Source organism: Methylotuvimicrobium sp. KM1, from assembly GCF_044788715.1.
Lineage (GTDB): Bacteria > Pseudomonadota > Gammaproteobacteria > Methylococcales > Methylomonadaceae > Methylotuvimicrobium.
On record NZ_CP173170.1, the window covers coordinates 2,732,029 to 2,754,565 of the forward strand.

Sequence of the window (22,537 nt, forward strand, 5' to 3'; positions counted from 1 at the left end):
GTCTATTGGTGCTTATGGATGACGGCGATCGCGGAGAATGGGAATCATAAAATCCTCACCATTTATTGTGTCACATAACACTCGCGAATTACCTAACGCTAGGTGATCTGCGTAGGGTACGCTGTGCGTACCCTGGTAACCCCGCGATGTTCATGTGCCAACCGAACCGCCAAGGCACGGCTTTGGTACGCGCAGCGTACCCTGTCATAAGAAAGTCAAAAATTACTGTTTTGCAATCTTAGCTAATGAGGCTTCGATACCATTTTTTGTCGCCCAACGTTCCCGACTTTCCCTCACCTAGCGCTAGGTGAGGGACGATCTGGGGATCGCTCCCACAGAGCATCCGCCCCCCTTGTGGGAGCAACGCCTTCGTCGCGATTTCGAAGCCACTGATGTTCAATATCCGCAGATTTATCAAACAGCACCGGTTCCAGGTATACGATAACCTCTGTTTAGCAAGTTTACCGATACTTGTGTATAACGGCGAGCGCTAGAGCGTGGGAACGATAAGGGGGATCTGAATAATTACGTTTATAGACTATCGAGTATCGCTTTCTTGACTGCATCTAAATCGGCTTCAATCGTAACCGGATGCGCGTCTTGGCATTGCTTGATCGCGATATCGGGATCCTTGATGCCGTTGCCGGTCAATGTGCAAACGATCGTGCTGCCTTCGGGAATATTGCCCAACTCGATGTCATGCAAAGCGCCGGCCAGCGATGCTGCCGAAGCCGGCTCGCAAAAAACACCTTCGTTCGAACTCAACAATTTTTGCGCGGCCAAAATTTGCTCGTCGGTCATCGCGGCAAACCAACCTTCCGATTCTCGCTGCGCGGTCCAAGCCAAATCCCAGGATTGCGGGCGTCCGATGCGTATCGCGGTTGCTACCGTTTCGGGATGATCGATCATTTCCCTGGCGATGAAAGGCGCGGCGCCGGCCGCTTGATAACCGCACATCACGGGACGCTTATTCGTCACGGCTTTCAGCGAGCCGATATCGGTCGAATATTCCTTATAGCCTTTCCAATAGGCCGAAATATTACCGGCATTACCGACCGGCAAACAATGATAGTCAGGCGCGGTACCTAGTTCATCAATGATTTCGAAAGCAGCGGTTTTCTGTCCTTCGAGACGGAACGGATTGATCGAATTGACGATCGAAACCGGCGCATGATCGACGATTTCCTTAACCAAAGCCATGCCTTGATCGAAGTTACCGTTGATTTGAATGATCTTGGCTCCATACATCAAAGTTTGCGCCAATTTACCCAGCGCGATCTTGCCCTCCGGAATCAGCACGAAGGCTTTGATGCCGGCGCGTACCGCATAGGCCGCTGCGGAAGCCGAAGTATTGCCGGTCGATGCACAGATAATGGCTTGACTACCTTCATCGACGGCTTTGGTCACAGCCATTGTCATGCCGCGATCCTTAAACGAGCCGGTCGGATTCAAACCCTCGAATTTAACATAAATATCGACGTCCTTGCCGATCAATCTTGGAATATTTTGCAACTGTATCAAAGGTGTATTGCCTTCGCCCAAACTGATCAAGCGAGTGCCATCAGCGACCGGTAGGCGATCTCTATAAGTTTCGATTAAACCTGTATAGCGTTTACGAATTGTCATTATGTTTTATCCCAGAGTTTCCAGACGAATGCGACACACTTTGCCGGTTACGGTCGTCAATTGTTCGATCACGGTAATCGCTGCATTCATTTCCGATTCCAATGTATTTTGAGTCAACATGATAATCGGCACCGATTTTTCGTTTTCATGCGGTTCTTTTTGAATAATCGCTTCGATACTAATGTCGTGCAAAGCCAAGATGCGAGTGATGTCGGCCAACACACCCGGCCTATCTTCGGCATTCAGCCGTAAATAATAAGCCGTATGAATTTGCTCGGCTGAAAGCATCGGAATATCGGCCAGCGCGTTCGGTTGAAAGGCCAAGTGCGGCACGCGGTTTTCGGGGTCGCTCGTTAATGCGCGAACGACATCGATCACATCGGCAACGACTGATGAAGCCGTAGGCTCGGCGCCTGCACCTGCGCCATAATATAGCGTCGGCCCGACCGCATCGCCTTTAACCAATACCGCATTCATCACACCATCGACGTTGGCGATCAATCGACGGGAGGGAATCAAAGTTGGATGCACGCGCAGCTCGATGCCTTCGGAGGTTTTTCGCGCGATTCCCAGATGCTTGATACGATAACCCAAGGTATCGGCATAATCGACATCGTCGCGCGTGATTTGCGTAATGCCTTCGGTATAGACCTTATCGAATTGCAAGGGGATACCGAATGCGATTGAAGCCAAAATCGTTAATTTATGTGCCGCATCGATCCCTTCAACGTCGAAAGTCGGATCGGCCTCGGCATAACCTAAAGCCTGAGCTTCGGCCAAGACATCGGCGAAATCGCGGCCTTTGTCACGCATTTCTGTCAAAATGAAATTGCCGGTACCATTGATAATTCCCGCCACCCACTCGATTTGATTGCCGCTCAAGCCTTCACGAATCGCCTTGATAATAGGAATTCCGCCGGCAACAGCGGCTTCGAACGCAACCATGACACCTTTGCCGCCGGCTTTCGCAAAAATTTCATTCCCATGTAGCGCAATCAAGGCTTTATTCGCGGTCACAACATGCTTACCGTTTTCAATCGCTTTAAGCACTAAGTCTTTCGCAATTGTTTCACCGCCGATCAACTCCACAACGATTTCAATCTCGGGATCGTTGACGATCTCATAAGGATCAGTCGTCAACGCGATGCCTTGCGTATCGCAAATACGGCTTCGCTCAAGATCGCGAGCACTGGCGCGCGTTACGATAATTTCACGCCCTGCCCGACGCGCAATTTCGGCGGCGTTGCGTTTCAAGACATTGACGGTGCCACCGCCGACGGTACCTAGCCCTAAGACTCCTACTTTGACCGGCTTCAAATTCGACTCCTGCTAATTTCCCATAACCCGAACAAATCGAACATTATACAACTTTGTCTTTCTTGAGCATATGTCGAATGCCGCGAATCGCTTGTCGGGTTCTGTGTTCGTTTTCGATCAACCCGAATCGAACGTGATCGTCTCCGTATTGCCCGAAACCGATACCCGGCGACACGGCTACTTTCGCATCGGCGAGCAATTTTTTCGAAAACTCGAGCGAGCCCATTTCTTTATAAGGTTCAGGAATCGGCGCCCAAACGAACATCGTCGCTTTCGGCTTAGGCACCGGCCAACCGGCGGCCGTCAAACCTTCGCATAATACGTCGCGTCTTTTCCGGTACATCTCGGCAATTTCGGCCACACAATCCTGAGGGCCTTCTAAAGCACTAATCGCGGCAATCTGAATCGGTGTAAACGTACCGTAATCAAGATAAGATTTGATCCTCGCCAATGCCGCAACAAGTTCTTTATTGCCGCACATGAAACCGACCCGCCAACCGGGCATGTTGTAACTTTTCGATAGCGAAAAAAATTCGACCGCAATATCGGTCGCACCCTTGACCTGAAGAATCGACGGTGCTTTGTAACCGTCGAACACGATATCGGCGTAAGCGACATCCTGAACAACCCAAATATTATGCTCTTTGGCCATTTCGACGATTTTTTCGAAAAATTCCAGATCGACGCATTGGGTGGTCGGGTTACCCGGAAAATTGAGAATTAACATTTTCGGCTTCGGCCATGAATCGACAATGGCCTTATGCAGTTCCTCGAAAAAATCCACGCCGGCAACCATTGCCACATGACGAATATCGGCACCGGCGATCACGACACCGTAAGGATGGATAGGATAGGCCGGATTCGGAACCAACACGACATCGCCCGGCCCCAACGTAGCTAAAGCCAAATGCGCAAGCCCCTCCTTAGAGCCGATTGTAACGATCGCCTCAGTATCCGGATCCAAATCTACGTCGTAGCGATTTTTATACCAAGTGCAGATTGCTCTTCGTAAACGAGGGATACCCTTGGAAACGGAATAACGGTGAGTGTCCTCTCGCTGAGCTGCCTCGACCAGCTTTTTGACGATATGATCGGGTGTCGGCTGATCGGGATTACCCATCCCGAAGTCGATGATATCTTCCCCGGCCGCTCGGGCTTTCGCTTTTAGCTCGTTGACAATATTGAAAACATAGGGAGGTAAGCGACTGATTCGATGAAATTGTTCCATTTGCGGCTCTGAAGAAGGATTTATTAGTCAGTAAGTTTAAAAAACCGTCTAAATTACTGTTAATCAAAGGCTCTGTCAATTATACATCAGAGGAAAGATGAAAGAAGAAAGAGGAAAGATGTAGGCTGTCGAAATAAAATATTAATCATTATAATTCAATTGTTTATTATTTTTTTGAGGTGAAAAACAGACAGTCAACCTACTTTTATTTGCTTCCTAGAGCCAAAAATCAACGACTTAGCAGGAGGCATCAAAATGAAAATTGAACTTATTAAAGAATTTATCAATACTTTTTTACCGGGTTATCGCCGGAACTGAAGGGTATGTTGCGCGTACCAAAGCCGTACCCGCCAATATTTAGCCAAAGCCCTTAGGATTTAACCTGGGTTAGGTACGCGCAGCGTACCCAATCCTCTTTCCTCTTTCCTCTTTCCTCTTTCCTCTTTCATCTTTCCTCTTTCACCTTTCCCCCTAAAACCCCTTCCACGCGTTTTAAATCGTCCTCGGTATCGACACCGGCTTCCGGAGTTTTGGCGACGGTGTTAACGAGAATCGACTCGCCGTGCCAGAGTATTCGAAGCTGCTCCAATGACTCGACCGCCTCAAGCGGTGAAGCTTCCCAACCGCAATAACGCCGCAAGAAATCGAGGCGGTACGCATACATGCCGATATGACGCAAATAATCGATTTTTCCGGAAAAGCCCCTGCTGCCCTGCCGACTGAAATGATCTCGGTCCCACGGAATCGGCGCACGACTGAAATAAAGCGCATAACCGTCTTTGTTCAGCACCGTTTTGACGGAGTTAGGATTGAAGACTTCTTCCGGATCGGTAATGCGTGCCGCCAGCGTTGCGATACCTGCACGATGCTGACCCGCTAATGCTTCCGCGGCATCCCGGATATAATCCGGCGGAATCAACGGTTCGTCGCCTTGCAGATTGACGATAATCGTATCATCGCTCCATCCGCATAACTCCGCAACTTCCGCAATACGCTCGGTCCCGCTTTGATGATCGTCGCGAGTCATCACGGCTTGAATACCGAGCTCCAACACTTTATCCAAAATCCGCGCATCGTCGGTTGCCACGACGATTTCTTCGGCATCGGCTTCCCTTGCTCGTTCGCAGACATGCGCGATCATCGGTTTTCCAGCGATGGTCAGCAACGGCTTACCCGGCAGCCGAGTCGATCCATAGCGGGCCGGAATCACGACTTTGAACGGAATACTCATTTGCGCAGGGCTTCGGCTTCTTCTTGACTCAATTCGCGGGCTTCGTCTTCGAGCATGACCGGTATGCCATCGCGTATCGGGAACGCCAAGCGATCGGCAATAGAAATCAACTCCTGTTTGTCTTTGTCGTAAATCAATGGCCCTTTACTGACCGGACTGACCAGAATTTCAAGTAATTTTGTATCCATCATATTTTTCTCTCAATAAGGTTAAAAATCGATTCTTAAAAGCCGGCTCCAGTTGGGCCATCACCGGCACATACCAATGCGTATCGTTAGCAAAATCGAAGCATTTGACCGCGTCTTTTTCGGTCATCAATACCGGACACTCTCCGAATTCAATATCGTCGGCGCGATACGAATAATGATCCGGGAACTTATGATTGATGCAATGCAGGCCGGCGGCGTTCAACTTGTTGAAAAAGCGGTAGGGATTGCCGATTCCGGCCAGCGCATGACAACTCAAACCGATAAAGTCTTGCAACGGCTTGGCAGAACCGGTCGTAAGATTGACAGCCATATCGCCGTTAAGTGTCATCGAAAAACGTTCGTCTTCGGTTTTTGTTCCATTCTCGATGATAAAGTCGACTTCTGACAAGCGCTCGACCGGTTCTCTCAACGGGCCGGCCGGCAGACAAAAACCATTACCGAACTGTCTTTCGCTGTCGACGACAGCAATTTCGATATCGCGGGCCAATTTGTAATGCTGCAAACCGTCGTCCGATAAAATGACATCGCAGCCGTCTTGCTCCCACAATAAACGTCCTGCTTCAAAACGATTGGCGCCGACCGCGACAGGGCAATCGGAGTGCTTGGACAATAACAAAGGCTCATCGCCAACAATCGCGGCATTGCCGGAAGGATCGACTTTGACCGGTGCGCCCCGGACTTTACCCCCGTAACCGCGGCTAATGACGCCAGGTTTATAACCCTTCTCTTTCAAAAGCTTGGTCAACGCGATAATTAACGGCGTTTTCCCGGTACCACCGACGCTGATATTTCCGACGATGATGACCGGAACCGGCAGACGCCTGATTTTGATCCATCCTGCACGATAAAAAAACCGCCTGAGCTCGACGACTCCTCGGAAAACCCAACTAAGCGGTAATAAAAACTTAGCGGCAAATCGGCCTTGATACCAAACGGCCTCGAAGTATACGTTCATTTATCCGCCATTGGGCTTTATTGCTGCAAAGGTAATATGTTTAAAACCGATTTGCCCGGCAATATCCAAAGCCATTACGACCGATTTATGCGGTGTTTCCCCGTCCGCATTGATGACGAAAGGGATAGATCGCGACGAACCTGCCAATTTGAGTAGCTCTTGTTTGAGCGTTTCTTTTTCTTGATTAACCAATTGACGAGGCAAACCGTCTTCTCCAGTCAAATAATAGACGCCGTCCGAATCGATACTCAACTCGATCTGTCTCAGTTTTCTTTCAGGCTCGCTGCCTTCGGCTTCGGGCAAATCGATGTTCAATACGGTTTCCCGATTAAAGGTCGTCGTCACCATGAAGAAAATCAACAATAAAAAGACCACATCGATCATCGGCGTAATGCTGATTTCGAGCTTTTCTCGTTTTTTACGATGAAAATCCATCAGGCTTCCTCACGTTCTCCATGCAACACATCGATCAAGCGTAGCGCTTCCTCTTCCATATTCAAAACATATTCATCGATCAAGCGCTCGAAATAACGATGAAAAATCAAGCTTGGAATTGCAACGCTCAAGCCGGCCGCGGTCGTAATCAATGCCTCGGAAATGCCCCCGGCCAATATCGTGGGATCGCCGACGCCATGCATCATGATAGCCGTGAATACTTTGATCATGCCAACCACGGTTCCTAAAAGACCCAACAACGGCGTGATCGAGGCAATCGTACCCAAAGTATTCAGAAATTTTTCCAACTCATGAACGATTTGCCGTCCCACCTCTTCGATGCTGGTGCGCATGATATCCCGGCCGTGACGACTATTGGCAAGCCCTGCCGCCAAAACCGCGCCCAACGGCGAACTCATTTTAAGGCTGCGCAACGCTGAAGCATCAAGTTTACCCTCGCGGGATAATTTCCAAATCTGAGGGACGAGATCAGGCGGCAAAATTTTATTTTTGCGTAGCGTCCAAAAACGCTCGCCAATGATCGCCATCGCACCGATGGAGCATAAAATAATCGGCAACATTAACCAGCCGCCGCTTTTAATCAAATCGAACACTATTTTTACCTATGTTTATAAAACTTAAGACAAAATATACCGCTTCAGCCAATTCAGCGGGAATGACGTTTTCGATAACCCATGAGATTGGCCAAGGATTTCGTGACAAATATCTTCCTACTCCCTTTTGATTGAAAAACCGTCTAAGAATAAAAGGTATGGGATGTGTCTATCGAGGACCGCCGTTCACCCAGCACCTAAATTATCCTAGATAGCTAATCATAGCCAATGAACTATGGAATTTAGGTGCTGGGTAAACCCATCCATGGGGGCTTGACGGCAGCAATCCCTGCTGCTGACATCCTCGCTAGCCACACCCCATACCTTCACAAAGATAACTAATTTTTGAGTATAAAGGGAATAGAACAATGAGATTTGTAGCCAATTTAAACGAATCCCGCTTGCTTGGCATTATCACGGCCCACCCAAACATAGGCAATCAATAACGCCATGCAGCAACAAACCGCTGCAATGCTATACACGAACGGGGCACCTTGCGAATCCCAAAAATAACCGCTGTATAGACTACCTAGCACTCCGCCTAGGCCGAAACTGACGCTGCTATAAAGCGCCTGCCCCTTGCCTTGGTGTCGGTGGCCGAAATAATGATCGACCAGATGAATCGCCGTCACATGCGTGGCGCCGAAAGTTGCGGCATGAAGCACTTGAGCAAAAACCAGCAAGGCAAGATTATCCGCATACCAACCAATCAACAGCCAACGAACGATACTCAATAAGATACTGACCAATAAAATATGTCTTAACGAGTACTTTAACAATACCCTCCGCATCAATACAAACAGCACAATTTCGGCAACAACACCCAACGACCACAAAATCCCTGTCGTCGCTCCCGAATAATCGTGTTGATTCAAAAAAATCGAATAAAACACATAATAGGGGCCGTGTGCGACTTGCAAAAGCATATAGACGAAAAAAAACGCCCAGACTTCGACTTTCTTTAAAATTCGGCCGATGGCGATACCGTCAATACCTTGCTGGGATGCATAAGCTTCGGGCGTCAATAACGCCATAAGCCAAATCGACCCTAAGAGTCCGGTAATAATTTCCGGCATGAACGCCAAACCTTGCCAATCGAGCAAGCGGCCGATACCGGTAACGGTAACAATAAAACCTATCGACCCCCATAGCCGAATTTGGCTATAGCGCTGCGGTTCTTGCTTTAAATGAAACAAAGTTGCCGCCTCGAATTGCGGCAGCGCGGCATTCCAGAAAAAACTAAACGCCACCGTCAATAAGGCAAATGCTAGATAACCTTCAACGAACAAAAAACCGCTGAATAAAATAGCCGCAAAAAAACACGCAATGCGGATAATCCTTAAACTTCGCCCGCTTCGATCGGCAATCCAGCCCCAAATATTCGGCGCTATGATTTTCGTACCGACCAACAATGCCGAAAGCTCGCCGATTTCAATCGCATTGAAATCGACGCTTTCCAGATACAAGCTCCAGTAGGGTAAAAAACCTCCTAGGGTAGCAAAATAACAAAAATAAAATCCCGACAGTCGCCAATAAGGTACGGACATACCGCGGCTTATCTAAGAATCGGCAAGCCGGAATCGACCTCGAAATTTTGGGCGCGGTGCCGTAAGAGATGGTCCATTAGCACGAGTGCGGTCATCGCTTCGGCGATCGGCGTCGCGCGGATGCCGACGCAGGGGTCGTGACGGCCCAGGGTGACCACTTCAATCGGTTCGCCCATGACATCGATGCTTCTGCCGGGCAATCTCAGGCTCGAAGTCGGCTTCAGCGCGATGCTGGCCCGAATATTTTGCCCGGTACTGATGCCGCCTAAAATACCGCCGGCATGATTGCTCAAGAAACCTTCCGGCGTGATTTCATCGCGAAATGCGGTGCCCTTGGTATCGATACAGGCAAAACCGTCGCCGATTTCGACACCCTTCACCGCATTGATGCTCATTAGGGCATAGGCCAGTTCGGCATCGAGCCGGTCGAAAATCGGCTCGCCTAAACCGGGCAGTACATTCGACGCGATGACTTCGATTCTGGCGCCGATCGATTCGCCTTCTTTGCGCAAAGCATCCATGTATTGCTCCATCTCCGCGACTTTATCGACATCGGGACAGAAAAAAGGATTCGTTTCGACCACGGACCAATCGAATTTTTCGATCTTGATCGGGCCTAATTGCGACAGAAACCCGCGAATTTCAATGCCGACCGATTCCTTTAAATACTTTTTCGCGATTGCCCCGGCCGCCACGCGCATCGCGGTCTCGCGCGCCGATGAACGCCCGCCCCCGCGGTAATCGCGAAAACCGTATTTATGCTGATAGCTGTAATCGGCATGGCCGGGCCTGAAACTTTCAGCGATTTTCGAATAATCTTTCGAGCGCTGATCGGTATTTTCGATCAACAAACCGATCGGCGTTCCGGTGGTCTTGCCTTCGAAAACCCCGGATAGAATCCTGACCTGATCGGCTTCGCGGCGCTGCGTGGTGTGTCTCGAGGTACCCGGCTTGCGACGGTCGAGATCGATTTGAATATCGTCTTCCGACAACGCCATGCCGGGAGGGCAACCATCGACGATACAACCTAATGCGGGTCCGTGACTTTCGCCGAACGAAGTCACGGTGAACAACTTACCTATCGTATTTCCGGACATATTAATTTAATGCTTCGATGAATAAAGAATGAAATTGATCGACTTGTTCGGCGGTCAACAAAAACACGCCGTCGCCTCCTCGCTGAAAGTCCAACCAATAAAAAGGGATTTCGGGAAACCGGTTTTGCAGCGTTTCGGCGCTGCTGCCGACTTCGACGATCAAAACGCCGTGTTTCGACAAATAATGCTTGGCGCTCGCCAAAATTTGCAGCACGATGTCGAGGCCCGACTCGCCGCCCTTAAAGCCTATCGCCGGTTCGGCATGATATTCGGGAGGCAGATTTAGCCATTCTTCGACGGCGACGTAGGGAGGGTTACTGACAATGATGTCGTAACGTTCGTGCGGTAATTGCGAAAACAAATCGGATTGAAAAAGCGTGATTTGTTCAACTCTGTCATGTTTTTCGACATTGATCGCGGCCACGGCCAGCGCATCTTCGGATAAGTCGACCGCGTCGACCGGAACGTCCGGAAAAGCATAGGCGCAGGCGATCGCGATGCAGCCGCTGCCGGTACACAAATCCAGAATTCGGTTGACCGAATCGGGATCGACCCAAGGGTTGAATTGATCCTCGATCAGTTCGGCGATCGGCGAGCGCGGTATCAATACGCGTTCATCGACAAAAAACGATAAACCGGCAAAAATCGCTTCATGGGTCAAATAGGCCGATGGCTTACGTTCATTGATCCGCCTCTCGAACATCGCAAGAATCGACTCGCGCTCCGGCATCGTCAAAGTACTGTCTAAATAAACAGGCGATAGATCGTAGGGCTGATGCAAGGTATGCAAAACGATAGCCGCGGCTTCATCGATCGCCGACACGGTGCCGTGCCCGAAAAACACGCCGGCATCACGAAACCGACTGGCGCCGTAGCGAATATAATCGCGAATGGTCGTTAATGTGGCGGATATATCGGAAAAATTGTCTGACATGGTTAATAACGGAAATCTCGACTCAACGGGCAATTTTAAACTAAACTCTTTTTGCTTGCCCGAATATTAAACAGAACATGAGCACATCACCGGATACTACCGCTATTGCTTCGAGCCTTGCCAAAAATCAACTGTACCTCGATTGTTATAAGTCGATGCAGAAGGATAAACTGCAACTACCGACGATACCCGATGTCGCCTTCAAAATTCGACGCGCGATCAACGACCAGACGGCCAACAATGCCAAAATCGCCAGAGTCGTTCAGATCGACCCAGCCATTACCGCCCGTTTGATCAGAATTGCGAACAGCCCGCTTTACCGGGGCCGAAGAAAAATTGAAAGCTGTCCGGAAGCCTTAACCCGCGTCGGTTTAAAAGCGGCTCAGGACATCATCACATCATTCGCGATGAAAGCGGTTTTTCAAGCCAAAACGCCGGTGATTCGCAAAAAAATGACCGATCTCTGGGCGCACAGCAGCTATGTTGCCGCTATCAGCGCGGTATTGGCTCACAAAACCCCGGGGTTCGACCCGGACAAGGCGATGCTGGCCGGCCTCATCCACGACATCGGCGTCGTCCCGATATTGACGCATGCCGACAAACGCCCGGAAATTATCGACAATCCTAAAGACCTGGTCGAAACAGTACGAAAACTGCGTATCGATATCGGCCTGCAAATTCTGCGTAAATGGGATTTTCCGCAAGACTTCGAGGACGTCATTATCAACGCCGAGAACTGGTATCGCGACAACGACGGCCCACCGGATTACGCCGACATCGTTATGATTTCGCAACTTCATAGTTTCATCGGCAAGATCGACATCAAAAAAATGCCCAAAATAGATCAACTCCCCGCTTTTAGAAAACTGGCTTCGGGAGGGCTAACGATCGATGCCAGCATCGGAATCTTGGACATGGCCAAGGAAGAAATCGAACAAATCCGGCTGATGCTGCATTGATGCTCCAAATCAATAGCGCTTCATTAACATCAGCAAGGTTAACGAAGCAAACAGCGCTCCGCAATAGAAGGTAAATTCGGCGCCGTAACGGTCCCACAGCCAACCGGCCAACACGCTGGCCAACAGCATGAAGACACCACTCACAAAATTAAAAAAACCGTAGGCCGTGCCTTTCCAATGAGCCGGTGTGGTGTCCGCGACCATCGCCGCCAAAATGCCTTGACTGAAACCCATGTGCAAACCCCACAACACCAAACCCACAAACAACATCGGCAAGGTCTCGGCTGTTGCCAAAATCAAATCGGCCAGAAGCAGAAACGCCATAGCCAAGGCCAGCAAGCCTCTTTTCTCGACCCGGTCGGACCAAAGCCCCGCAGGATAAGCCGACACCGCATAAGCCATACTCATCAACACCATAGCCAACGGTATCCAGGTCACCGCCAAGCCGATTTGCGCGGCGCGCAACACCAAAAAAGCCTCGCTGAAGCGAGCCATCGTAAACAAGGCACCCAACGCGACAACCCAGCGATAGCGCCCGGAAAACTCATTCAGTATCTTGAAGTTTAACGGCGAACGTATTGGGTTACGCTTTGGCAGTGCCATCGGTTCTTCGATGCCGATGACGATCAACAACACGGCGAGCAAAGCCGGAACGACCGCAACCCACAACACCAACTCGATATCGCCCTGATAAAGAAACAATAACAACACCGCCAGAAAAGGCCCCAAAAATGCGCCGACCGTATCCATCGACTGTCTCAAGCCGAAACACGCGCCGCGAATTTCCGGCGGCGACACATCGGCGATCAAGGCATCACGCGGCGCGCCGCGAATGCCCTTGCCTATCCGATCGAGAAAACGCGCGGTAAACACCGTTTCGACGTTACCGGCCATCGGAAACAAGGGTTTCGACAATGCCGCCATGCCATAGCCGATAAAAATGAGGAATTTGCGCTTGCCGAAAAAGTCGCTGATCGTTCCGGAAAAGACTCTGACCATCAAGGCCGCCGCCTCAGCCACGCCTTCGATCAAACCGACCGTCAATGCCGAGGCGCCGAGCGTCGTCACTAAGAAAACCGGCAACAAGCTGTGTATTAATTCCGACGACAAATCCATGAATAAACTAACGAACCCGAGCGTCCAGATTGTTTTGGGTATGGGTATTTTAGCGGTCTTCATTACGTCCCTCCCTCTCGTTTTCCGGATTGTAGGCACAATCTCACTCACTTAACAACACGGAGGAACAGTTCTCTATAATTTTACATTACGAATCAATGAAATATAACTAATCCTGAACAAACTTTCATTTTTCCGATATAAATCATCCTGACATTCTATCTTGATATTCCTGACCCGCGGCGTAAGCAGGGGCAGCGTCATTCTCTGCCGTGTATTCTGGCTCTTGCCACCGCTGCCGTGCTCTGTGGAATGGAAGGCTATAAAGCGATTGGCAGCTGGGCGGATGACTTAGGCCAAAAAGCACGAGCCCGTTTTGGCTGTCGCAAACGCAATGGGCGTTATCAGGTACCCAGTCGCACCACCTTCAGAGAAACCTTAATTAGCGTCGATCCCGCACAACTCGATCTTGCACTGCAAGGCTGGAACGAACAATTCGCCGAAGCAGACGAAGGCATGGCCGTCGACGGTAAAACTCTGCGTAACGCGATCGATGAAGAAGGCGGATTTTTGCTCCCGGCAAAATCCGCATTCCCACCATCCCTGGCGGTTGTCGTCAAACGCATATCCTGGGCGTCGTCGGGCATCAGACTGGACGCTGCCACACTCAAAAAAAGTCGGTGCTTTGCCCGTAGAGGGGAGCGATGAACTCAAACAGACCCACGAAATTGGGATGTTCATCCCTGTTATTGATACCTTGGCGGATATTGCCGATAAAACGATCACTGGCGACGCCCTTTTAACACAGCGTAAACTGGCGCACTATCTGGTCGAAGACCGGCAGGCCCATTATGTATTTACCGCCAAAGACAACCAACCCACAGTCGCCCAGGATATTCGCCTGGCCTTTGAAAATCGCCAAGCACCTGACTATAGCGAGCCCTACACCTTAACGCATGGTCGTATTGAGTCACGCTCTATTTGGACGTCTACGTTCCTGAACAACTACCTTGATTTCCCTTTCGTCGGGCAAATATTTGCCATACAACGCCACACCATCGACAAAAAAAGCGGCCAAGAAACCTTTGAGATGGCTTACGGCCTGACCAGTCATTCGCCGATGAGCGCTAACGCCGAACAAGTGCTCAAGTTCAATAGAGATCATTGGGGCGTTGAGAGTCATCATTACCTACTGGATTGGAATTGGAATGAAGATCGTTGCAGGATAAGCAAAGGCCATGGACCTGAAAACATAACCTGTCTGCGCAGATTTGCCGCAGGGTTGATTAAGTCCATGAGTAAAGACAGTGTGGCAGCCACTATCGAAAAGCTGGCGCGTAATGTACGACGGGTATTCGATTACCTGCGCATGACAGAGAATTCGAGAAAGGTTATATTGCAACACCAAAGTCAAGAAGTTTAGAACGGTTTCGCCGTGCACTTAACACATTCCATCTTGCAATTGTCAAAAAAAGTATGATACTGTTGCCAACAGTATGCTGATCGGTTGACTACATTTGTTCGCCGTGTCGATAAAGACCGCGAGGCAAAACGAAGCCCCTTGATTGGCGACCGCCTTTTTTCGTCAGTACCGGCTGGAGGATAAATAATAAGGACCGTATTGTGTGTCTGCCGGGCGATCGAAACAACGAATCAATAAACAAGCGAAAAGTAAAGTCACGAGATGAAAGAACATGAAAATTGATTGCAAGGCTATCATAAGCCGCTTAGGTAGGGCGTTGCTAAGCGGCCTACTTATTCACAACGCTGCCGTTTCAGCGCAGCCTGTTGAAATCGTTTATCAGTATGACGACTTGAACCGTCTCGAGCGGGTCGAGCGCGGGGATGGGCCGGTAGTTGCCTATGGCTACGATGCCGCCGGCAACATCCTCACGCAGACCGTGAGCGGAAGCCCTGACACGGATGGTGACGGCATCGCCGATTTTGCCGATCCCGATATCGACGGCGACGGTTTACCCATCTTCTGGAATAACAATTAGAGACGAATCCTTTACAAGCCAACGGATCGGATCAACAGACCGCCCATCAAGTCCCGTTCGTGCCGGCATGGTGATTACCGCTGCCGGCCTGGGCCCAGGGTCTGATTCGACTCTACCGCTCCCAACGGACAGGAAAACGCACATGAAAACGCTGAATACCGTAATCAATATCGCATCGGTCTTGCCGGCCGGATACTCACAAACCGACCGCCAAGCGGCGAACCGAAGCAACTGCCCGCTAAATGCCGCCGTCCGGATGATCTTGAACGTCCTCTTGCTGATCATCGTGCCGCTGAGCGCGGCGCAGGCCGAGCCCGGCTGGATCGAACAACAAGCCGAACCGGTATCCCCTGAAGCCCATGCGCTATATCTGGAACAACGCACGGAGGAGCTGGCCGAACGAAGTCCTGCGGTTCAACCGTTCGAATCGCGGGCGATGCAGCGGACTTCCGGAACCGAAGGCCTTACCGAATCGGGCGCCGTTGCATCCGCCATGACGGTCGCCGACATCTATACGCAGACGGCCGAAGCCTTGGCCAACGACCCGCTACGAATCTATCAATTCGTACGCAATCATTTTAAATACGAACCCTATTACGGTGCACTGAAAGGCCCCTATCTGACCTTACTGGATCGCAGCGGCAACGACTTCGACCAGGCGGCCCTGTTAGTCGAATTGCTCCGGGCGGCCGGCATCGCGGCGAATTACCAATACGGCAGAATGACGATTCCGCATGCTTCGGCCATTGGCATGGATACCGCGCACTGGTTGGGTGCCGAAGCTAATGCCGGTGTCATCGGCAATATTATTGCCAGCGGAGGCATCCCGATCGCCAACAACTACACCGACCGCATTGTATTGGACCACATTTGGGTGGTCACCACGATCAACGGTACGGCCTACGCCCTCGATCCCGCCTTCAAACCGAGCGAAAAAACTGCCGGCATCGATTTGGCCGCCGCAATGGGCTATAACCCGACCAACCTACTTAATGCGGCCGGCGGCACGCTGGGGACGAACAGCATCGAAAACCTGAATCAAAACGAAGTAGAGAGCGAGCTCGACGACTTAACAGAACAGCTGCTGACGACACTCAAACAAAGCCATCCGAATGCCAAAGTCAGCGAAATTCTCGGCGGCATGACCATCATTGCGGATACTAGTACAACCTTGCCGGCGGCATTACCGTTCAGCGCGACGCCGACCGAACCGCAATGGACCGAAATACCGGCCGTTTACCTTCATACCGTGCGCCTGCAACACGGCGGCATCGATGTCACACTCGATATTCCCGAAATTGCCGGCAAAAAGCTGAGTATCGCCTATACCGGCGATACAATGCCGATCGATCCGCCGCCGGCCGAGGCTACCGATTTAGGTACTGTAAGTAGCAGCCAGACAGCTGAAAGAGTCTGGAACTATACCAATTCGAATAATGTAACGGTGACCTACACGGCCAGTTTGAGCGGGAGTAATGCATTTAGTTTTGTTCAAGGACAAGGCACCCAAAATGTCGCGCCCGGTAGCTCCACACAAACACGAATCCGCTTTTCTGCGGCAGGGCAGACACGAGGACGCAAGAATGCGACGTTAACGATTATCCAATCGGCGCCTGGATTTACCCCTTTTACACAAAACATCGTGCTGACCGGTATCGTCGAAACCACGCCGACCGCTCAAATCTATCTCGACGACCAATTGCTGTTCGATGAAGGCACGCCCACGGGCGACTTGAATGCCCTAATCTTGTCGGTGGATCATCCTTATGCCGCCAACAACGGCAAATATCAAGATCAAGACAACGTCAAATTTCCGGTCAAACGCTCCGGCACCTATGTTCTGGCCTCGGGTTTCGGCGGCGACCGGCACAGCACCCTATCGGCCGAACGCCAACGACGCTTGGACCGCCTGTTGCTCGACGGGGCGGCCGAGGACTCGCGCGAAGTCATCACCGAAACCCTCAATATCATCGGTCAAAGCTGGTACAAACAAACCCAGCTCGATGCCGAAATGCTCGCCGCGATCGGCGGCAAACGCCTGATTCGGCATCACCGTTTCGGCATCGTCGGCCAGGAAGCGGGATACTTCGTCGACATCAAGGCTCAGGTACAATCGACTCCGGCGTCGACTCTAGCCTCCGGCAGCGACGGTTCGTTCGCGGCCGGCAATTTCATCGCCAGCGCGATGGAACACAGCGTTCTGGAGCAACTCCAAGGCGACGACAATCCGGCGATGTCCACGATCAAGATATTCCATCTGCACAACCAAACCGGCGGCAAGTTCTACTTGGCAACGCCCGGAAACTATACCGCCATCAAAGGGCAATTGACCGGCTACGATACGAACACGCTCAACGATATCCAAGCGGCAATCAACAATCAAGCCCGGGTGATCCTGCCGCAAAGCGGTCAGGTGGCGTTGAACGACTGGACCGGGGCCGGCTATGTCGACTACCGGGTTTCGGGAACGCAGCGGAGCATCGGCATGATCATTGGCGGCGGCCTGCACGGCGGCTTCGCCAGCCTGGAAGGGAACGTCAACGCCATCACGCAAAGCAGCCTGTCCCGGCCGGCCTACACGCCGTCGGCTAACATTGCCACGCCCAAAGGCGTGGATCCTGTCGATCTTGGCAGCGGCGCCTATCTCAACGCCGGTACCGACTTGGCCCTGGGCGGCAACGGCCCGCGCGGCTTGCGCTTCGGACGCAGCTACAACAGCCGGCAAGTCAACGCCAATCGCGCCTTCATGGCGCCGGGCTGGAGCCACAGCTACGCCATCGAACTCAAACGCTTCAGCGACAACGACGCCGCCTTGGGACTGCGCACCCCGCAAGACGCGGCCGCCCTGATCGTCGCCGCCTACGTTGCCCGCGATCTTTTGACCGACACGCAACCCGATTTGGAGAACTGGATAACCGCCGCCTTGGTCGCGCAATGGGCCACCGACCAATTGCTGGACAACGCGGTCGCGGTCAATCTGGGCGACCGGGTGTTGAGCTACCGGCAACAACCGGACGGCAGTTACACGCCGCCGCCGAGCGTGACCACCGAATTAATCCAAAACCCGAACGGCACCTTCAAACTGGAAGAGCGCTTCGGCACGGTACTGACCTTCAACACCGACAACCGCATCCAAAGCCTGACCGACATTGACGGCAACGCCCTGAGTTTTGCCTATACCAACGGTAAACTCAGTCAAGTCGAAGACGCCTATCACCGCACGCTGACCCTGACCTATACCGACGACCGGCTGACCCAAGTCAGCGACAATCAAGGCCGAAGCGTTCATTACGATTATACCGGTGACAACCTGACCGGCTACCGCGACGCCGAAAACAAGCTTTGGCAATACGGCTACGACGACCATCACCAAATCCTGACCGTCACCGACCCGGTTGGCGTTACCATCGTCGACAACGTCTACGACGCAAGCGGCAAAGTCATCCGGCAAACCGCCCCTCGCGACAACAATACGACAGCCGTCTACACACTCCACTACACCGGCCTCTCATCCAGCGAAGAAGATCCGCTCGGCCACCGAACGACCTACCATTACGACTTCGCCGGGCGGACCGTCGCCGTCGAAAACGCCCTGGGCGAGAAAAGTGCGGTCGACTACGACGGCCAAGGCCAGATCATCCAACAAACCGACCCGCTCGGCCGCATCAGCCAGTACAGCTACGACGGCCGCAACAATCTCCGATTCAGCTGGAATCCGCTGGATGAAGCGACCGAATTCCGCTACGACGGCCAACACCGGCTGACCCGCGTCATTGACGCGCTGGGCCACGGCGCCGAGATCGACTACGATGCCAGACATCGTCCGATCCGCTTCCGCAACGGCGAAACCGATGCAAACACCGGCCGGCGGCTCCAAACCATGCAAGTTTATTATGCCAATGGCTTGCTGCAACTCGAAACCGACGCCCGGTATACCCGGACCGATTATGTCTACGACGCTTACGGTTGGCTCGACACGCAAAAAACCGGCGCGCACCCGGTCGTCGATACCGATTACAACGCCATTGGCCAACTGACCCGGCTGGCCGATCAAAACGGCACCGTGACCACCTTCGATCATTACGACCAACGCGGCTTATTGACCGAGCAGACCGACCCGCTAGGCAAAAAACGCTTCACGACTTATGACGATGCGGGACGGGTCCAAAGCCAAACCGACCGTAACGGCAACGTCACCAGTCTGGCTTACACGCCGACCAGTCAACTCAAACGCATCACTTACCAGAATGGTCGTCAGGTCGAGTTTAACTATGACAGTCGCGATAATCTCGAAACGATGACCGACCCAAGCGGGACGACGACCAACAGTTTCGACGAGTTAAACCGACTGACCGGCCACACCGACCCGAACGGCTTTAGCGTCGGCTACCAATACGACCCAGCCGGCAACCTCCAAACCCTCGCCTATCCGGGCACGAACCGCACCGTAACCTACGGCTACGACGACGCAGGCCGCCTGACCAGCGTGACTGTCGACTGGCTCAGCGGCACGCCGGCCACGACCTACCACTACGATGCCGCTGGTCGGATGGAACAGGCCGATCTTTTCAACGGCAGCGTCACCAATTACACCCTGGACAAAGCCGACCGGTTGACCGGCATTCAACACAGCGCCGACGGCCAAATCCTGGCCGACTATCAATACACCCTCGACAACAACGGCAACCGGATCAAAGCCCTCGCTCAAGAACCGCAAAAACCGGAAGCACTGATCAACCGGAGCCAAGGCTATACTTACAATGCGCAAAAGAACCGGCTGCTGACAACCCAACTGAACGGCACGGATCAGACGACCTTCAGCTACGACCACGAAGGCCGCCTATTCCGCACTCATCTACAAGGCGAAAGACCCACGTCTTTCAGCTACGACCACGCCCACCGGCTGATTCGACACGGCAACGAGCAGTATGTCTATGACGGCGTCGGCAACCGCATCCGAGCGACACGTAGCGGCACCACCACAAAATACATCGTTGATGCCGCCGGCAACTTGCTCGCCGAAGCCAATAACAGCAACCAAATCACACGGTACTATATTTACGGCCAAGGCCTGCTTGGTTTTGTCGACGCCAGTACCAACCAGCTGTACACCTACCATTTCGACGGCACCGGCCATACCATCGCCATTACCAACCAAAGCCAACAAACCGTCAACACCTATGCCTACGATCCCTATGGCAGGCTCATGGGCCAGACCGAAACGATACCGCAACCGTTCAAGTATGTCGGTCAATTTGGTGTGTTCTCCGAAGAAAACAACCTTTACTACATGCGGGCGCGGTATTATGATGCCGACATCGGAAGGTTTATCTCCGAAGACCCGATCGGATTCGAGGGTGGGTTGAATCTGTATGCGTATGCCGGAGGGAATCCGGTGATGTTTGTGGATCCGAGTGGACAATTCGCATGTGGAGGTATTTGTGTAGCAGCAATTGGAGTTGGTGTAGGCTTTATTTTCGATTATTCCGTTGAAGCCATACGAGGATCAAATAACTCGACAGCTACAACGTCAGGCAATGTTGTAGCAGGAACAGCCGTTGCCGTTACATCAAGCACCCAGTCAAAACCAAGGACGGGAATAGCTGGTGGAGGTCCATCCGGTTCTGGTACATCTGTCGCTAGTCAGTTAAATCACAATGCTGCCAAGAAGGGAATGTATTCTATTGGAACTAGAAACGCTATTAGCTCAGTCTTGCGTAAAACTCCCTATGTAGGATATGCATATGGTTCATATCAGATTGGTGAAGCGATTTATGATAGATATAACAGCTTTAGCTTAAATCAGACAGATGCTGTTGCTAATGGAGTGAATGTCAATTATGGCTCATCTAGAAAGTGATTCTATAGATAGGAAAGCCCGAGATAAGCTCGCCGAGCTTGTTAGGTGGCTTATTTCTGGTCAAATTAGTAACTTTAAATTTGAGAAAGAAACACCAAATACGGACGACCCCGGAGTTTTAGCAATTATTCATTCCTTGTGGTGCTTTTATGATGATTTTAAAGAACACAAGCTGTCCGGTGATAAGACTCTCCCGGAAACCACAAAAAATGAATTAAAGCGATGGATTGTTTTTCTGTACTCAGATGAAAAATATTTATGGCCAGAAATATCCTATCCGGGTGTTAGGCCTATTGAGCAAAATTTTGTATCAAAATTATTTAATGGTTCTGAAAAAGAAAAAAAATTCATGGAAGCTGGTGACTACTCATTATGGCCATTCTTTGATAAAGAAATGTATGATCGCGCAATGAGAAATCCTAAGTTGCTAGCATCGAAAAAATAAACCTATAATCCATGTTTCAACAAACTTAAACTCTTGAAAAGTGGGTGTTTTTAAAACGGCCCGACTTATTCAACGGCAGCGTCACCCACTACACCCTGGACAAGGCCGACCGGCTGAAAGGCATCCACCACAGCGTAGGCGGCCAAACCCTGGCCGATTACCAATACACCCTCGATAATAACGGCAACCGGATCTAAGCCCTCGCCGAAGAACCGGCTGCTGACAACTCAACTGAACGGCACGACGTAGGCCACCTTCAGCTACGACCACGAAGGCCGCCTATTCCGCACTCATCTACAAGGCGAAAGACCCACGTCTTTCACCTTCGACCACGCCCACCGGCTGGTTCGACGCGGCAACGAGCAGTATGTCTATGACGGCGTCGGCAACCGCATCCAAGCCACAAGAAACGGCCAAGTCACCAAGTACATCTACGATGCCGCCGGCAACCTGCTCGCCGAAGCCAATAACAGCAACCAAATCACACGGTACTATATTTACGGCCAAGGCCTGATCGGCTTTGTCGACGCCCAAACCAACCAACTCTCCACCTACCACTTCGACGGCACCGGGCACACCGTCGCGATCACCGATCAAAACCTCAAATCGTCAACAGCTACGCCTACGATCCGTACGGCAGGCTGATGGCACAAACCGAAATTATCGCTCAGCCGTTCAAGTATGCCGGGCATTTCGTCGTACAAGCCGAAGCTGATAACCATTTGCGCAGCTTTAACGAGTAACCTATAATCCGCAGCTTGTTTTACGGTTCCCGCACTGGGCGGGTGAAACTGGAAGCCGGTTAAAGACCGGCGCTGCCCCCGCAACGGTAGGTGATTTTTCACAAGCCCGGAGACAGGCCCTAAAACATACAGAACAGTATTGCGGTGGGCGATCTGTCAAATCTTTTTCGGTTTGTCTTCCCCTTCGTTTTTCCGTCAATCAGACTTGGAAAGGACAATCA

General features: G+C 51.5%; 20 protein-coding genes and 1 riboswitch. Of the genes, 8 read left to right on the plus strand and 12 right to left on the minus strand.

Features of this window, described 5'->3' with window-relative positions:
- Positions 1-531 precede the first annotated feature (531 nt).
- The 11 genes from thrC to prmB form a co-directional block, all read right to left on the minus strand.
- Positions 532-1,626 carry a threonine synthase gene (gene thrC, locus ACINK7_RS11685; protein ID WP_404355320.1) on the minus strand — a complete coding sequence of 365 codons (1,095 nt, stop codon included), beginning with the start codon at positions 1,624-1,626 and terminating at the stop codon, positions 532-534.
- Positions 1,627-1,632: 6 nt separating this feature from the next.
- Positions 1,633-2,943, minus strand: coding sequence for a homoserine dehydrogenase (locus tag ACINK7_RS11690; RefSeq protein ID WP_404355322.1), 1,311 nt, complete (start codon positions 2,941-2,943; stop codon positions 1,633-1,635).
- A 43-nt stretch (positions 2,944-2,986) separates the two neighbouring features.
- Positions 2,987-4,171 (minus strand): alanine transaminase, encoded by a 1,185-nt coding sequence (gene alaC, locus ACINK7_RS11695; RefSeq protein WP_404355324.1) that lies wholly within the window; start codon positions 4,169-4,171, stop codon positions 2,987-2,989.
- A 445-nt stretch (positions 4,172-4,616) separates the two neighbouring features.
- The gene (gene kdsB / locus ACINK7_RS11700; RefSeq protein ID WP_404355326.1) at positions 4,617-5,402 is read right to left on the minus strand and encodes a 3-deoxy-manno-octulosonate cytidylyltransferase; all 786 of its coding nucleotides are present in this window, start codon (positions 5,400-5,402) and stop codon (positions 4,617-4,619) included.
- Complete coding sequence (locus ACINK7_RS11705) at positions 5,399-5,590, minus strand: Trm112 family protein (protein ID WP_125220805.1); 192 nt, start codon at positions 5,588-5,590, stop codon at positions 5,399-5,401. Before ACINK7_RS11705 ends, kdsB begins: the two co-directional genes overlap by 4 nt.
- The gene (gene lpxK, locus ACINK7_RS11710) at positions 5,571-6,566 is read right to left on the minus strand and encodes a tetraacyldisaccharide 4'-kinase (protein WP_404355328.1); all 996 of its coding nucleotides are present in this window, start codon (positions 6,564-6,566) and stop codon (positions 5,571-5,573) included. The genes ACINK7_RS11705 and lpxK overlap by 20 nt, the downstream gene beginning before the upstream one ends.
- The gene (locus ACINK7_RS11715) at positions 6,567-7,001 is read right to left on the minus strand and encodes a biopolymer transporter ExbD (RefSeq protein WP_125219346.1); all 435 of its coding nucleotides are present in this window, start codon (positions 6,999-7,001) and stop codon (positions 6,567-6,569) included.
- A complete protein-coding gene (locus ACINK7_RS11720) occupies positions 7,001-7,615 on the minus strand; it encodes a MotA/TolQ/ExbB proton channel family protein (RefSeq protein ID WP_125219345.1) in 615 nt (204 codons plus the stop codon). The genes ACINK7_RS11715 and ACINK7_RS11720 overlap by 1 nt, the downstream gene beginning before the upstream one ends.
- Positions 7,616-8,001: 386 nt before the next feature.
- Positions 8,002-9,162, minus strand: coding sequence for an MFS transporter (locus ACINK7_RS11725; protein ID WP_404355331.1), 1,161 nt, complete (start codon positions 9,160-9,162; stop codon positions 8,002-8,004).
- Positions 9,163-9,170: 8 nt separating this feature from the next.
- Complete coding sequence (gene aroC / locus ACINK7_RS11730; RefSeq protein WP_404355333.1) at positions 9,171-10,259, minus strand: chorismate synthase; 1,089 nt, start codon at positions 10,257-10,259, stop codon at positions 9,171-9,173.
- Position 10,260: 1 nt separating this feature from the next.
- Positions 10,261-11,193, minus strand: a complete 933-nt coding sequence (prmB, locus tag ACINK7_RS11735) for a 50S ribosomal protein L3 N(5)-glutamine methyltransferase (protein WP_404355335.1) — start codon at positions 11,191-11,193, stop codon at positions 10,261-10,263.
- Between the two features lie 77 nt (positions 11,194-11,270).
- Here prmB and ACINK7_RS11740 point away from each other — a divergent pair, with 77 nt between their 5' ends.
- Complete coding sequence (locus ACINK7_RS11740; RefSeq protein ID WP_404355337.1) at positions 11,271-12,152, plus strand: HDOD domain-containing protein; 882 nt, start codon at positions 11,271-11,273, stop codon at positions 12,150-12,152.
- A gap of 9 nt (positions 12,153-12,161) precedes the next feature.
- Here ACINK7_RS11740 and ACINK7_RS11745 read toward each other — a convergent pair whose 3' ends face one another.
- Positions 12,162-13,331: an MFS transporter gene (locus ACINK7_RS11745; protein WP_404355339.1), complete on the minus strand. Its 1,170-nt coding sequence runs from the start codon at positions 13,329-13,331 to the stop codon at positions 12,162-12,164.
- A 216-nt stretch (positions 13,332-13,547) separates the two neighbouring features.
- Here ACINK7_RS11745 and ACINK7_RS11750 point away from each other — a divergent pair, with 216 nt between their 5' ends.
- The 7 genes from ACINK7_RS11750 to ACINK7_RS11780 all read left to right on the plus strand — a co-directional run bounded on the left by ACINK7_RS11750 (position 13,548) and on the right by ACINK7_RS11780 (position 22,218).
- A complete protein-coding gene (locus tag ACINK7_RS11750) occupies positions 13,548-13,976 on the plus strand; it encodes a transposase family protein (protein WP_404361443.1) in 429 nt (142 codons plus the stop codon).
- Positions 13,954-14,691, plus strand: coding sequence for an ISAs1 family transposase (locus ACINK7_RS11755; protein WP_404355340.1), 738 nt, complete (start codon positions 13,954-13,956; stop codon positions 14,689-14,691). Before ACINK7_RS11750 ends, ACINK7_RS11755 begins: the two co-directional genes overlap by 23 nt.
- Positions 14,692-14,962: 271 nt before the next feature.
- The gene (locus tag ACINK7_RS11760) at positions 14,963-15,268 is read left to right on the plus strand and encodes an RHS repeat domain-containing protein (RefSeq protein WP_404355342.1); all 306 of its coding nucleotides are present in this window, start codon (positions 14,963-14,965) and stop codon (positions 15,266-15,268) included.
- Between the two features lie 142 nt (positions 15,269-15,410).
- On the plus strand, positions 15,411-21,128 hold the full coding sequence (locus ACINK7_RS11765) for an RHS repeat-associated core domain-containing protein (protein WP_404355344.1): 5,718 nt from the start codon (positions 15,411-15,413) through the stop codon (positions 21,126-21,128).
- Positions 21,109-21,573 (plus strand): hypothetical protein, encoded by a 465-nt coding sequence (locus ACINK7_RS11770; RefSeq protein ID WP_404355345.1) that lies wholly within the window; start codon positions 21,109-21,111, stop codon positions 21,571-21,573. Before ACINK7_RS11765 ends, ACINK7_RS11770 begins: the two co-directional genes overlap by 20 nt.
- Before the next feature lie 44 nt (positions 21,574-21,617).
- Positions 21,618-21,770, plus strand: coding sequence for a hypothetical protein (locus tag ACINK7_RS11775; RefSeq protein ID WP_404355347.1), 153 nt, complete (start codon positions 21,618-21,620; stop codon positions 21,768-21,770).
- A 196-nt stretch (positions 21,771-21,966) separates the two neighbouring features.
- Positions 21,967-22,218, plus strand: a complete 252-nt coding sequence (locus ACINK7_RS11780) for a hypothetical protein (protein WP_404361444.1) — start codon at positions 21,967-21,969, stop codon at positions 22,216-22,218.
- Between the two features lie 104 nt (positions 22,219-22,322).
- Positions 22,323-22,453, plus strand: a riboswitch (cobalamin riboswitch).
- Positions 22,454-22,537 lie beyond the last annotated feature (84 nt).